The organism is Enterobacter sp. PI-10, assembly GCF_027947695.1.
GTDB lineage: Bacteria > Pseudomonadota > Gammaproteobacteria > Enterobacterales > Enterobacteriaceae > Enterobacter > Enterobacter vonholyi.
Window position 1 is genome coordinate 69,463 of the sequence record NZ_JAJNOG010000006.1, and the last position, 13,478, is coordinate 82,940.

Sequence of the window (13,478 nt, forward strand, 5' to 3'; positions counted from 1 at the left end):
CAACAATTCCCTCTCTAATATTTACAAAACAACTACACTGTAATTTCCACGTCATATTCGCCTGAATCATTCCAATTCAGGCGAAATTTCCCGATGCAGCAGCAAAAAAATGAGAAAAATTCAGATCACGCTCAGCCCTTTACTCATGGGAAATTCAGCCGTTTCGCTTCCCTGAAAATTCATGCCATAAGCAAACCCAGGGTTGTCTCAGATTCTCAGTATGTTAGGGTTATGCCCGTTAACAATTTACCATGGTAATCATATCGGCATAAACAAATAACAGGACACTCTCTATTGCATGGCAATTAAATTAGAAGTGAAAAATCTTTATAAAGTATTTGGCGAGCATCCGCAGCGCGCATTCAAATATATTGAGAAAGGCCTTACGAAAGAGCAAATTCTGGAAAAAACCGAGCTATCGCTTGGCGTTAAAGACGCCAGTCTGGCCATTGAAGAAGGCGAGATTTTTGTCATCATGGGATTATCCGGTTCGGGTAAATCCACTATGGTTCGCCTTCTCAATCGCCTGATTGAACCCACCCGCGGACAGGTGCTGATTGACGGCGTGGATATCGCCAGAATATCAGATGCCGAGCTTCGCGAGGTGCGCAGAAAGAAGATCGCAATGGTGTTTCAGTCATTCGCGCTAATGCCGCACATGACGGTACTGGATAATACCGCCTTCGGCATGGAATTAGCCGGCACGCCGGCTCAGGAACGTCAGGAAAAAGCTCTGGATGCACTGCGTCAGGTTGGGCTGGAAAATTATGCGCATGCGTACCCGGATGAACTTTCCGGCGGTATGCGCCAGCGCGTGGGATTAGCCCGTGCATTAGCCATTAATCCAGACATATTATTAATGGATGAAGCCTTCTCCGCCCTCGATCCGTTAATTCGTACCGAGATGCAGGACGAACTGGTAAAATTACAGGCTAAACATCAGCGAACCATTGTGTTTATTTCCCACGATCTGGATGAAGCCATGCGTATAGGTGACCGTATTGCCATTATGCAAAACGGTGAAGTGGTGCAGGTCGGCACGCCGGATGAAATTCTCAATAATCCGGCGAATGATTATGTACGCACCTTCTTCCGCGGCGTGGATATTAGCCAGGTCTTTAGCGCCAAAGATATTGCCCGTCGAACGCCAAACGGCATTATTCGTAAAACCCCAGGTTTCGGCCCACGCTCGGCGCTTAAGCTGCTGCAGGACGAAGACCGTGAATACGGTTATCTGGTTGAACGCGGTAATAAATTTGTCGGCGTTGTTTCCATCGATTCTCTGAAAACCGCGCTCAGCGAAAACCAGGGCATCGATGCGGCGTTAATTGACGCTCCGCTTGCCGTGGACGCCGAAACGCCGCTCAGCGAGCTGCTCTCTCACGTGGGGCAGGCACCTTGCGCCGTACCGGTCGTGGGTGAGGAACAACAGTACGTCGGTATCATCTCCAAACGGATGCTGCTGCAGGCTTTAGATCGCGAGGGGGCAAATAATGGCTGATCAAACTAACCCGTGGGGCACCGCTGAAGCGGCGGACAACGCTGCACAATCCGCCGACGCGTGGGGTTCCACGCCAGCACCCGCCGACGGTGGCGGTGCGGCGGACTGGCTCAATAGCGCACCCGCGCCTGCGCCAGAGCATTTCAACATCATGGATCCGTTCCATAAAACGCTGATCCCGCTGGACAGCTGGGTCACGGAGGGGATCGACTGGGTGGTGACGCACTTCCGCCCGGTTTTCCAGGGGATCCGCATTCCGGTGGATTACATCCTGAACGGCTTCCAGCAGCTGATGCTGGGCATGCCGGCGCCGGTGGCGATTATTCTGTTCTCCCTGATCGCCTGGCAGTTTGGCAGCGCCGGGATGGGGATCGCCACGCTGATTTCGCTGATTGCCATCGGCGCGATTGGGGCCTGGTCGCAGGCGATGATCACCCTGGCGCTGGTGCTGACTGCCCTGCTCTTCTGCATCGTCATCGGCCTGCCGATGGGGATCTGGCTGGCGCGCAGCCCGCGGGCGGCGAAGATTATCCGTCCGCTGCTGGATGCAATGCAGACTACCCCGGCATTCGTCTATCTGGTGCCGATTGTGATGCTGTTCGGCATCGGCAACGTGCCGGGCGTGGTGGTCACCATTATCTTCGCGCTGCCGCCGATTATTCGTCTGACCATTCTCGGGATCAACCAGGTGCCTGCGGACCTGATCGAAGCGTCACGCTCGTTCGGCGCCAGCCCGCGCCAGATGCTGTTTAAGGTTCAGCTCCCGCTGGCCATGCCAACCATTATGGCGGGCGTTAACCAGACGCTGATGCTGGCCCTTTCGATGGTGGTGATTGCCTCGATGATCGCCGTTGGCGGTCTGGGTCAGATGGTGCTGCGCGGCATTGGCCGTCTCGACATGGGGCTGGCTACCGTTGGCGGCGTCGGGATTGTGATCCTCGCCATTATTCTTGACCGCCTGACCCAGGCCGTCGGTCGCGATTCACGCAGTCGCGGCAACCGTCGCTGGTATTCCACCGGCCCTGTCGGGTTACTCACCCGCCCATTTATAAAATAAGGAACAACGATGCGACATAACGTACTTTTTGCCACAGCGTTTGCCACCCTTGTCTCCACCAGCACGTTTGCGGCAGACCTGCCGGGCAAAGGCATTACCGTGCAGCCGGTGCAGAGCACCATTTCGGAAGAGAGCTTCCAGACCCTGATCGTCAGCCGCGCGCTGGAAAAACTGGGCTATACGGTTAACACGCCGAGCGAAGTGGATTACAACGTGGGCTACACCTCGATTGCCTCCGGTGACGCCACCTTTACCGCCGTCAACTGGCAGCCGCTGCACGACGACATGTATGCCGCCGCCGGTGGCGACAAGAAATTCTATCGCGAGGGTACCTTCGTGACGGGCGCGGCGCAGGGTTATCTGATCGACAAGAAAACCGCCGATAAGTACCACATCACCAATATTGAACAGCTGAAAGATCCGAAGATCGCCAAACTGTTTGACACCAACGGTGACGGCAAGGCCGACATGATGGGCTGCTCGCCTGGCTGGGGCTGTGAAGCGGTGATTAACCACCAGAACAAAGCTTTCGATCTGGCGAAAACGGTCGACGTGAGCCACGGCAACTATTCAGCGATGATGGCCGACACCATTGCCCGCTTCAAAGAGGGTAAACCGGTGATCTACTACACCTGGACGCCGTACTGGGTGAGCGACGTGCTGAAGCCGGGTAAAGACGTGGTGTGGCTGCAGGTGCCGTTCTCTTCCCTGCCGGGCGAGCAGAAAGATATCGACACCAGGCTGCCGAACGGCATGAACTACGGCTTTCCGGTGAACACCATGCATATCGTGGCGAACAAAGCCTGGGCGGAGAAAAACCCGGCGGCGGCGAAGCTGTTTTCGGTAATGAAGCTGCCGCTGGCTGACATCAACGCCCAGAACGCGATGATGCACGCGGGTAAATCGTCTGAGGCAGATGTCAAAGGCCACGTCGACGGCTGGATCAAAGCCCACCAGCAGCAGTTTGACGGCTGGGTGAAAGAGGCGCTTGAGGCGCAGAAGTAAAAACAAAACCCTACCCCTCACCCTAACCCTCTCCCCTTTGGGGAGAGGGCCGGGGTGAGGGGATCAAACCGCACTATCCCCCTAAACCGCACAATCCATCACCCAACAATCCCCCAACTTTCACAATCATTAGCTATTATGGTTTCCGGAAAAATAATCACTCAACTAACGATTCCTGAAACTAATGACAAAAACAACTCAAGGGCTTAGCCCCGCACTCATCCTTTTAATGTCCGTGGCAACGGGTCTGGCCGTCGCCAGCAACTATTACGCGCAGCCTCTTCTCGACACCATCGCCCGCGCGTTCAATCTCTCCGCCAGCTCCGCAGGCTTTATCGTCACCGCAGCACAGCTAGGCTATGCCGCCGGGCTGCTGTTTCTGGTGCCGCTGGGCGATATGTTTGAACGCCGAATGCTGATCGTCTCCATGACCCTGCTGGCCGCCGGTGGGATGCTGATCACCGCCAGCAGCCAGTCGCTGACGATGATGATCGTCGGAACCGCGCTAACGGGACTGTTCTCCGTGGTGGCGCAAATTCTGGTCCCGCTCGCCGCGACTCTCGCCTCTCCGGAAAAACGCGGCAAGGTAGTGGGTACCATCATGAGCGGCCTGCTGCTGGGGATTTTGCTGGCGCGTACCGTTGCTGGGCTGCTGGCAAGCCTCGGCGGCTGGCGCACCGTATACTGGGTGGCGAGCGTGCTGATGGTCGTTATGGCGCTGGCGCTGTGGCGCGGGCTGCCAAAAGTGAAGCAGGAAAACCACCTGAACTACCCGCAGCTGCTGGCCTCCGTTTTCAGCCTGTTCACCCAGGATAAGCTTCTGCGCACTCGCGCCCTGCTGGGCTGCTTCACCTTCGCTAACTTCAGCATTCTGTGGACGTCGATGGCGTTTCTGCTGGCCGCACCGCCGTTCAATTATTCCGAAGGGGTGATTGGCCTGTTCGGCCTGGCCGGCGCCGCAGGCGCACTGGGCGCGCGTCCCGCAGGCGGGCTGGCCGACAAGGGTAAATCCCACCTGACCACCTCCGCAGGACTGATTTTACTTCTGCTCTCCTGGGCGGCGATCTGGTACGGACACATCTCGGTGCTGGCGCTGATCGTCGGTATCCTGGTACTCGATCTCACCGTACAGGGCGTTCACATTACCAATCAGACCGTTATCTATCGCGTGAAGCCAGAGGCGCGTAACCGCCTGACGGCCGGCTACATGACCAGCTACTTTATCGGCGGCGCTGCGGGTTCGCTAATTTCAGCGTCGGCGTGGCAGCATGCGGGCTGGTCGGGGGTGTGTGCGATTGGGGCCATCGTCGCTACCCTCAACCTGCTAGTATGGTGGCGCGGTTACCACCGTCAGGATGCAATTAACTAACATTTACATTGAGTTGGCCTCTTAGGGTGTTAAGAGGCCCTTCACTCTGTTAATGTAAACGTAATCATTTATCCCAGAAATTTTAATGTGGGTGACATATTTACAATTGGCATGAATAGTTCAGACCCCCGTCCTCACATCCTCTCCTCAGCGGGTTCATACCCTACGCTTTCTGTGCTCACCGGGTCACGGACTTACCCGGCGCTTTCTGATGGTGACATAAGTTTGGCGGATATAACCGCACAAATAATTCATTTACATTATTTGTCACCGTCGTTACTATATCGGCTGTAATTAATGAGGTTATGCCCAAATGGATAGTTCGTTTACGCCCATTGAACAAATGCTTAAATTCCGCGCCAGTCGCCATGAGGACTTTCCGTACCAGGAAATCCTGCTGACTCGCCTGTGCATGCACATGCAGGGTAAGCTGCTGGAAAACCGTAATAAAATGCTGAAAGCTCAAGGGATTAACGAGACATTGTTTATGGCGTTGATCACGCTGGAGTCTCAGGAAAATCACAGCATTCAGCCTTCCGAACTGAGCTGCGCGCTGGGCTCCTCCCGTACCAATGCGACCCGTATTGCCGATGAACTCGAAAAGCGTGGCTGGATTGAGCGCCGCGAAAGCGACAACGATCGCCGCTGCCTGCATCTGCAACTGACCGATAAAGGTCACCAGTTCCTGCGCGAGGTGCTGCCACCGCAGCACAATTGCCTGCACAAACTCTGGTCTGTCCTCAGCACCGCCGAGCGCGACCAGCTTGAGCACATCACTCGCAAGCTGCTCACCCGTCTGGACCAGATGGATGAAGACGGCGCCGTTCTTGAGGCGCTGCGCTAACGCGACGACACGCTCACCATTCCTGATTCATAAGAAAACCGACAGGCCAGCACGTCACACTGCTGGCCTTTCTGACAACAGGTCGGCTCAGCCGATGTGAAAATAAGAAGATCGTGGAGAACAACAATGAGCGCAAATGCGGAGAGCACTACCCCGCAGCAACCGGCCAATAAGAAAGGCAAACGTAAGAGCGCCCTTCTTCTGTTGACCTTGCTCTTTATCATTATTGCCGTGGCATATGGGATCTATTGGTTTTTAGTACTGCGTCATGCTGAAGAGACTGACGACGCGTACGTGGCAGGGAACCAGGTACAAATTATGGCGCAGGTGTCGGGCAGCGTGACGAAAGTCTGGGCTGACAATACCGACTTTGTGCAAAAAGGCGATGTGTTGGTGACCCTCGATCCAACCGACGCCCAGCAGGCTTTTGAAAAAGCACAGACCGCGCTGGCCTCCAGCGTCCGTCAGACCCGCCAGCTGATGATCAACAGCAAACAGCTGCAGGCCAACATCGACGTGCAGAAAACAGCGCTGGCGCAGGCGCAGAGCGACCTGAACCGCCGCGTGCCGCTCGGCACCGCCAACCTGATTGGCCGTGAAGAGCTGCAGCACGCCCGCGATGCCGTTGCCAGCGCTCAGGCACAGCTGGATGTGGCCATTCAACAGTACAACGCCAACCAGGCGATGGTGCTGGGCACCAGCCTGGAAAACCAGCCCGCCGTACAGCAGGCGGCGACCGAAGTGCGCAACGCGTGGCTTGCCCTGCAGCGTACCAAAATCGTCAGCCCGATGACCGGCTATGTCTCCCGTCGTTCCGTCCAGCCAGGAGCGCAGATTAGCCCAACCACGCCGCTGATGGCGGTCGTGCCGGCAGACAATCTTTGGGTCGACGCCAACTTTAAAGAGACGCAGCTTGCCCATATGCGTATCGGCCAGACCGCGACGGTTGTCAGCGACATTTACGGCGATGACGTGAAGTACACCGGTAAAGTGGTCGGCCTGGATATGGGGACCGGCAGCGCCTTCTCCCTGCTGCCTGCGCAGAACGCCACCGGTAACTGGATCAAAGTGGTTCAGCGTCTGCCCGTGCGTATCGAACTGGATGCCAAACAGCTGGCGGATCACCCGCTGCGTATCGGCCTCTCTACGCTGGTGACCGTTGACACCGCCAACCGCGACGGTCAGATCCTGGCAAGCCAGGTGCGCAGCAGCCCGGCTTATGAAAGTAACGCCCGTGAAATTAGCCTCGATCCGGTCAACAAGCTGATCGATGACATCGTGAAGGCAAACGCCGGTTAATCCGAAGGTGAGCGTTATGCAACAGCAAAAGCCGCAAAAACCGCTGGAAGGGGCGCAGCTGGTCATTATGACCATAGCGCTGTCGCTGGCGACATTCATGCAGGTGCTGGACTCCACCATCGCAAACGTGGCGATCCCGACCATTGCCGGTAACCTTGGCTCGTCGCTGAGCCAGGGGACCTGGGTCATTACCTCGTTTGGGGTGGCAAACGCCATCTCCATTCCGATTACCGGCTGGCTGGCAAAGCGCGTCGGTGAGGTGAAGCTGTTCCTCTGGTCCACGGTGGCGTTTGTACTGGCCTCGTGGGCGTGCGGCATGTCCAGCAGCCTGACGATGCTGATTTTCTTCCGCGTCATTCAGGGGATTGTCGCCGGGCCGCTGATCCCGCTTTCCCAGAGTTTGCTGCTGAGCAACTACCCTCCCGCAAAACGTTCCGTCGCGCTGGCGCTCTGGTCGATGACCGTTATCGTCGCGCCTATCTGCGGACCGATTCTGGGCGGGTACATCAGCGATAACTACCACTGGGGCTGGATCTTCTTCATCAACGTACCGATTGGCGCCGTCGTGGTATTAATGACGCTGCAGTCGCTGCGGGGACGTGAGACCCGCACCGAACAGCGGCGAATCGACAGCATCGGGCTGGCGCTGCTGATCCTGGGTATCGGCAGTCTGCAGATCATGCTCGACCGCGGTAAAGAGCTCGACTGGTTCAACTCGCAGGAAATTATCATCCTGACCATTGTCGCGGTGGTGTCGATAAGCTTCCTGATCGTCTGGGAGCTGACGGACGACAACCCGATAGTCGATCTCTCGCTGTTTAAGTCGCGAAACTTTACCATTGGATGTCTGTGTATCAGCCTCGCCTATATGCTCTACTTCGGCGCGATTGTTCTGCTGCCGCAGCTATTGCAGGAGGTGTATGGCTATACCGCAACCTGGGCGGGTCTGGCCTCAGCGCCGGTCGGGGTGATCCCGGTCCTGCTGTCGCCGATAATTGGCCGCTTCGCCCATAAGCTCGACATGCGCCGTCTTGTGACGTTCAGCTTCATCATGTATGCGGTGTGCTTCTACTGGCGTGCGTATACCTTTGAGCCAGGAATGGACTTTGGCGCCTCTGCGTGGCCGCAGTTCATTCAGGGCTTCGCGGTCGCGTGCTTCTTTATGCCGCTGACTACCATCACGCTCTCTGGCTTACCGCCCGAGCGTCTGGCGGCCGCGTCTAGCCTGTCGAACTTCACCCGTACGCTGGCGGGCTCCATCGGTACGTCGATCACCACCACCCTGTGGACGAACCGTGAATCGATGCACCACGCCCAGCTGACCGAAGCGGTGAACCCGTACAACCCGAATGCTCAGCAGATGTATAGCCAGCTTCAGGGGATGGGAATGACGGAGCAGCAGGCGTCCGGCTGGATTGCCCAGCAGATCACCAACCAGGGGCTAATTATCTCGGCCAACGAGATTTTCTGGATATCGGCAGGGATCTTTATCATCCTGCTGGGGCTGGTGTGGTTTGCCAGACCGCCGTTTGGTGCCGGCGGCGGCGGCGGTGGTGCGCATTAATCCTCTGCGCTGGTAGCCGCCACAGGGCAACCGCCCCGGTTGTCCAGAACGCGACAGCGATTGTCAGTTTCGATAAAGCAGCGCTCCTGTAATCAATTCACGATAGTGAAAAGACAACAGGAGCGCATCATGCTGAACACACCCGCCGACAAGTACCAACCCTATCCGACCCTTTCCCTGCCCGACCGCCGCTGGCCGGAGCAACGCATCACCCGCGCGCCGCGCTGGCTCTCAACCGACCTGCGCGACGGCAACCAGGCCCTTGCCGAGCCGATGGACAGCACCCGCAAGCTGCAGTTCTGGGATTTGCTGCTGGGCTGCGGATTCAAAGAAATTGAGGTGGCTTTTCCTTCAGCCTCGCAGACGGATTTCAACTTCGTTCGCCAGCTGATTGAAGAGAACCGCATCCCGGATGACGTGACGATTCAGGTATTAACCCAGGCGCGGGAAGATCTCATCCATCGCACTTTTGAATCCCTGCGCGGCGCAAAGCAGGCCACCGTGCATCTGTATAACGCCACCGCCCCGCTGTTCCGCCGCCTGGTCTTCGGCATGGAGAAAGCGCAAATCGTTGAGCTGGCGACGCGCGCGACGCGGCTTATTCGCCAGCTGTGTGAGGAAAATCCCGACACCCGCTGGCAGTATGAATACTCTCCGGAAACCTTCTGCTTTACCGAGCCGGAGTTTGCGCTGGAGATTTGTGAAGCGGTGGCGGAGATCTGGCAGCCGTGCGACGAACGGCCTATGGTGATCAACTTACCCGCCACCGTCGAAGTGAGCACGCCGAACGTCTATGCCGACCAGATCGAGTACTTCTGTCGCCACTTTAGCCGCCGCCGCGACGTCTGCATCAGCGTGCATCCGCATAACGACCGCGGTACCGGCGTCGCCTGCGCGGAGCTGGCCGTAATGGCGGGGGCTGACCGCGTGGAGGGCTGTCTGTTTGGTAACGGGGAACGTACGGGCAACGTCTGCCTGGTAACGCTGGCGATGAACCTCTACAGCCAGGGGGTTAGCCCGAATCTGGACTTTAGCGATATGAATCGGGTGGTGGAAGTGGTGGAAACCTGCAACCAGCTGCCGGTGCACCCGCGCCATCCGTGGGCAGGACGGCTGGCCTATACCGCCTTCTCCGGCTCGCATCAGGACGCGATCAAAAAAGGCTTTGATGCCCGCAGGCCAGGCGATCGCTGGGAGATGCCTTACCTTCCCGTCGATCCCCAGGACATCGGCTGCACCTACGAAGCGGTGATCCGCGTAAACAGCCAGTCAGGAAAAAGCGGCAGCGCATGGCTCATCGAACAGAATCATGGCCTGAAATTACCTCGCGCCCTTCAGCAGGATTTCAGCCTGCACGTGCAGCAGGAAACCGATCGCCACGGAAAAGAGATGACGCATAATGCGCTGTGGCAGCTCTTCCGCGCCCGCTACGGCCTGGTGGCAACGCCGCACTTTGCGCTGCAATCCTACCGCAGCGACAGCCAGCAGGACGGCCAGCTGCGTCTGACGGCCAGCGTCGCCACACAGGGAGGAACGCGCCAGCTGGAGGGTCAGGGTAACGGTCTGCTCTCCGCCGCCGCTCACGGCTTAAGCCGCTGGGTCAACGCCCCGTTCGTGATAAAGGATTACCACGAGCATACGTTAGGCGAACGCAGCGACAGCCGGTCGGTGGCCTACATCCGCTGCCTGTTCCAGGACGGCAGCAGCCGCTGGGGCGTAGGCATTGACAGCGACGTGGCGCGCGCGTCGCTTCAGGCGCTGTTTAACGCCGTCAGTCGTTCTTAAAGTAATCGCTGGGGGAGATGCCCATCACCCGGCGAAACATCGCCGTAAAGGCGCTGTGGCTGCCGTATCCCAGATCCAGCGCCACGCGTAATACCGGCTGGCCCTGCGCCAGCCGCACTAAGGCTTCCAGCAGGCGCGCCCTTCTCAGCCACTCGCCGTAGCTTAATCCCGTCTGCTGCTGAAAATGGCGGTTCAGGGTGCGCTCACTCACGTTCATCATGCTCGCGGCCTGCGCGCTGCACCAGCTTTCACCCGGGTGTTGCCGGATTTGCAGACACAGGCGACGTAGCGCCTCACTTTCCGGCTCCGGCAGGTGAAACGGCAGCACCGGCATAGTGCGGATTTCATCGAGAATGAGCTCATAGACGCGCTCATCCCGGCTTCCGGGTGAGTACGATTCAGGTAAAGCAAGGCAGACGAGGATCAGCTCGCGCAGCAGCGGCGTTATCTGCACGATCTGGCAGGTGGCCGGGAGATCGGCCCGCGCCAGCGGATCGATAAACAGCGTTCGCGCCGCCACGTTGCCGGTGATGCGAAGCGAGTGGCGAGTCCCCGCAGGCAGCCAGACGCCGCGACCGGGAGGCACAACCCAACAGCCAGATGCGGTATCCACCCGTACCACGCCGCTCAGGGTGTGCAGCAGCTGCGCGCAGTCGTGCTTGTGCCACGGCTCGCTGTCACCATGAATGTAATCATGTGCAAACGGAACGAGGGGACGATGGATAAAGGAAAAAGTCGAAGTTGTGGTCATGGGTTAAACAACCCTCACCCTACCCTCTCCCTGAGGGAGAGGGAAAAGGTGCACTAGATGTGCAGTTCCTGCAGCTTTTCTTTTGGCAGGGCCAGCTCTTCGTTACTGTTCACGCGAACATCACGCTCGATGATGTGGCGCGCGATTTCCTGCGCTTCTTCCAGAGAGTGCATCTGGTAAGTACCGCACTGGTAAACGTTCAGCTCAGGGATCTGGTTTTGCTCTTTCACCTTCAGCACGTCTTCCATCGCCGCTTTCCAGGCATCTGCCACACGTTTCTCTTCAGGCTGACCAATCAGGCTCATGTAGAAACCGGTACGGCAGCCCATCGGAGAGATATCGATGATCTCAACGCCGTTGCCGTTCAGGTGGTCACGCATAAAACCGGCGAATAAGTGCTCCAGAGTGTGAATACCTTTCTCCGGCATCACTTCTTTATTTGGCACGCAGAAACGCAGATCGAAAACGGTGATCGTGTCGCCGTGCGGGGTGTGCATGGTCTTCGCCACGCGGACTGCAGGTGCTTCCATACGGGTATGGTCGACAGTAAAGCTATCTAATAACGGCATACGTCACCTCCGACAGTGATTTTTTTTAAAATAAACTGAACTCTTCTACAGAATGCGCGTCTGAGTATATGAAAGACGCGCATTTGTTATCATCATCCCTGAATTCAGAGATGTATATTTTGGCCACAGCGATGTGGCCTTTTTCTTTTCTGCTTAAGCCTGCTTCGCCAGAAACGCCTCAAACGACTCGGTATCCGCCGCTTCAACCTCTTTCTGACGCACCACGGACGCTTCGCGTTCCGCGACAAAATCTGATTCGCTCAGGATTTCTAACGGCTCCTGTATCAGCATTTCACGGTACTCCGCCGAAAGTGAGCGACCCGTACCACCAATGCCCTGATCGATCATAGAACGCAGAATACGCGCTGAGAATGTCAGTTCCGGGTTATCAAAGCACGCTACCAGCTGGTCGCAAATCTGTTGATATGCGTCGCCACCGTCGATGCTGTCCATCGTCCGGGCAACTCGCTTCAGATCGCGGAACAGATCTTTACCGACTTTCGTCAGCGGGAACTGTGCCGTTTCGCAGCCGATACCCAGCGTCAGACCCGGTTTACGTCCTTCCAGAATAACGCGGTTCCAGTTTGTTCGGGTACAGAGCAGTTCGTCTGAACTCATTTCCGGCGCATCCGCCAGCACGCACCAGACCATAAACAGATCCAGGAAGCGAACCTGCTGCTCATCAACGCCAATCGGTGAGAACGGGTTGATATCCAGCGAGCGCACTTCAATGTATTCGATCCCACCGCGCTGCAGCGCATCCGACGGGGTTTCGCCGCTGCGCGTCACGCGCTTAGGACGAATAGGCGCATACAGCTCGTTTTCAATCTGCAGCACATTGCTGTTAATTTGCAGGCGCTTACCGTCTTTTTCGAGGCCGATTTTCTCGTACTCTTCCGACGGGGTTTTGATCGCCCGCTTCAATCCTGCCACATATTCGTGCAATTCGTTAAACGTAATACCGAGATTGCTTTGCGATTTATTGGTATAACCGAGATCGCTCAGCCGCAGAGAGGTGGCGTACGGAAGATAGTACATTCCGCACTCGGTCTTCTCGAACGGCAGCGTGGTCGGTTTCCCCTGCAGGAACGAAGAACAGATCGCCGGGGAGGCACCAAACAGATACGGGATCACCCAGCCGAAACGGTAATAGTTGCGGATGAGGCGGAAATAGCCCTCCGAGATCGCGTCTTTATCCGTTTCACCGCATTTCGCCTGCCAGAATGCCATTGGCAGCGAGAAGTTGTAATGCACACCCGAGATCGTCTGCATCAACGCGCCGTAGCGGTTTTTCAGCCCTTCACGATAGAGCGTTTTCAGCCGGCCGATATTTGACGTGCCGTACTGCGCCAGCTCAATCTCCTGGCCCTGCTCGATATAGCACGGCATGCTGAGGGGCCACATACGTTCGTCGCCTAGGTTGCGCGCGGTATAACGATGGATATCGCGCATGATCGTCAGCATATGATCAATATCACCCTCTACTGGGGTGATGAACTCCAGCAGCGCTTCAGCGAAATCGGTTGTGATCCATTTATGTGTCAGCGCCGAGCCTAACGCCTTCGGGTGACCCGTCGTCGCTAAACTGCCGTCCGCGTTAACGCGCAGCGTTTCACGCTCAAGACCACGCTGAATACCCTTCAATGCCTGAGGGTGGTTTTCCAGCCAGGCCAGCGCCTGAGATACGTCCGGGATCAAATTGACCTCCCGCCTGTCAAAGTAATGTTACTCAGC

At 57.0% G+C, this 13,478-nt stretch carries 11 protein-coding genes; 8 read left to right on the forward strand and 3 right to left on the reverse strand.

Annotated features, from left to right (window positions below; all coding sequences use genetic code 11):
* The first annotated feature begins 298 nt into the window (after window positions 1-298).
* The 8 genes from proV to leuA all read left to right on the forward strand — a co-directional run bounded on the left by proV (window position 299) and on the right by leuA (window position 10,424).
* Window positions 299-1,501 (forward strand): glycine betaine/L-proline ABC transporter ATP-binding protein ProV, encoded by a 1,203-nt coding sequence (proV, locus tag LRM19_RS14265; RefSeq protein WP_271369195.1) that lies wholly within the window; start codon window positions 299-301, stop codon window positions 1,499-1,501.
* Entirely contained in the window at window positions 1,494-2,558 is a 1,065-nt protein-coding gene (gene proW / locus LRM19_RS14270) for a glycine betaine/L-proline ABC transporter permease ProW (protein ID WP_271369196.1), read from the forward strand. Before proV ends, proW begins: the two co-directional genes overlap by 8 nt.
* Before the next feature lie 9 nt (window positions 2,559-2,567).
* Window positions 2,568-3,563, forward strand: coding sequence for a glycine betaine/L-proline ABC transporter substrate-binding protein ProX (gene proX / locus LRM19_RS14275; protein WP_133295019.1), 996 nt, complete (start codon window positions 2,568-2,570; stop codon window positions 3,561-3,563).
* A 184-nt stretch (window positions 3,564-3,747) separates the two neighbouring features.
* The gene (locus LRM19_RS14280; protein ID WP_127732096.1) at window positions 3,748-4,932 is read left to right on the forward strand and encodes an MFS transporter; all 1,185 of its coding nucleotides are present in this window, start codon (window positions 3,748-3,750) and stop codon (window positions 4,930-4,932) included.
* A 313-nt stretch (window positions 4,933-5,245) separates the two neighbouring features.
* Window positions 5,246-5,776 (forward strand): transcriptional repressor MprA, encoded by a 531-nt coding sequence (gene mprA, locus LRM19_RS14285; protein WP_023333174.1) that lies wholly within the window; start codon window positions 5,246-5,248, stop codon window positions 5,774-5,776.
* 126 nt (window positions 5,777-5,902) lie between these two features.
* Window positions 5,903-7,075, forward strand: a complete 1,173-nt coding sequence (emrA, locus tag LRM19_RS14290) for a multidrug efflux MFS transporter periplasmic adaptor subunit EmrA (RefSeq protein WP_045909303.1) — start codon at window positions 5,903-5,905, stop codon at window positions 7,073-7,075.
* Between the two features lie 16 nt (window positions 7,076-7,091).
* A complete protein-coding gene (gene emrB, locus LRM19_RS14295) occupies window positions 7,092-8,639 on the forward strand; it encodes a multidrug efflux MFS transporter permease subunit EmrB (RefSeq protein WP_115876129.1) in 1,548 nt (515 codons plus the stop codon).
* Between the two features lie 129 nt (window positions 8,640-8,768).
* Window positions 8,769-10,424 carry a 2-isopropylmalate synthase gene (gene leuA, locus LRM19_RS14300; protein ID WP_143345434.1) on the forward strand — a complete coding sequence of 552 codons (1,656 nt, stop codon included), beginning with the start codon at window positions 8,769-8,771 and terminating at the stop codon, window positions 10,422-10,424.
* Here leuA and LRM19_RS14305 read toward each other — a convergent pair.
* The 3 genes from LRM19_RS14305 to gshA all read right to left on the reverse strand — a co-directional run bounded on the left by LRM19_RS14305 (window position 10,411) and on the right by gshA (window position 13,442).
* Window positions 10,411-11,175 (reverse strand): AraC family transcriptional regulator, encoded by a 765-nt coding sequence (locus tag LRM19_RS14305; RefSeq protein ID WP_271369197.1) that lies wholly within the window; start codon window positions 11,173-11,175, stop codon window positions 10,411-10,413. The genes leuA and LRM19_RS14305 overlap by 14 nt on opposite strands.
* Before the next feature lie 53 nt (window positions 11,176-11,228).
* Window positions 11,229-11,744 carry an S-ribosylhomocysteine lyase gene (gene luxS, locus LRM19_RS14310; protein WP_008499539.1) on the reverse strand — a complete coding sequence of 172 codons (516 nt, stop codon included), beginning with the start codon at window positions 11,742-11,744 and terminating at the stop codon, window positions 11,229-11,231.
* Window positions 11,745-11,897: 153 nt separating this feature from the next.
* A complete protein-coding gene (gene gshA, locus LRM19_RS14315) occupies window positions 11,898-13,442 on the reverse strand; it encodes a glutamate--cysteine ligase (RefSeq protein WP_115876132.1) in 1,545 nt (514 codons plus the stop codon).
* Between the last annotated feature and the right edge of the window lie 36 nt (window positions 13,443-13,478).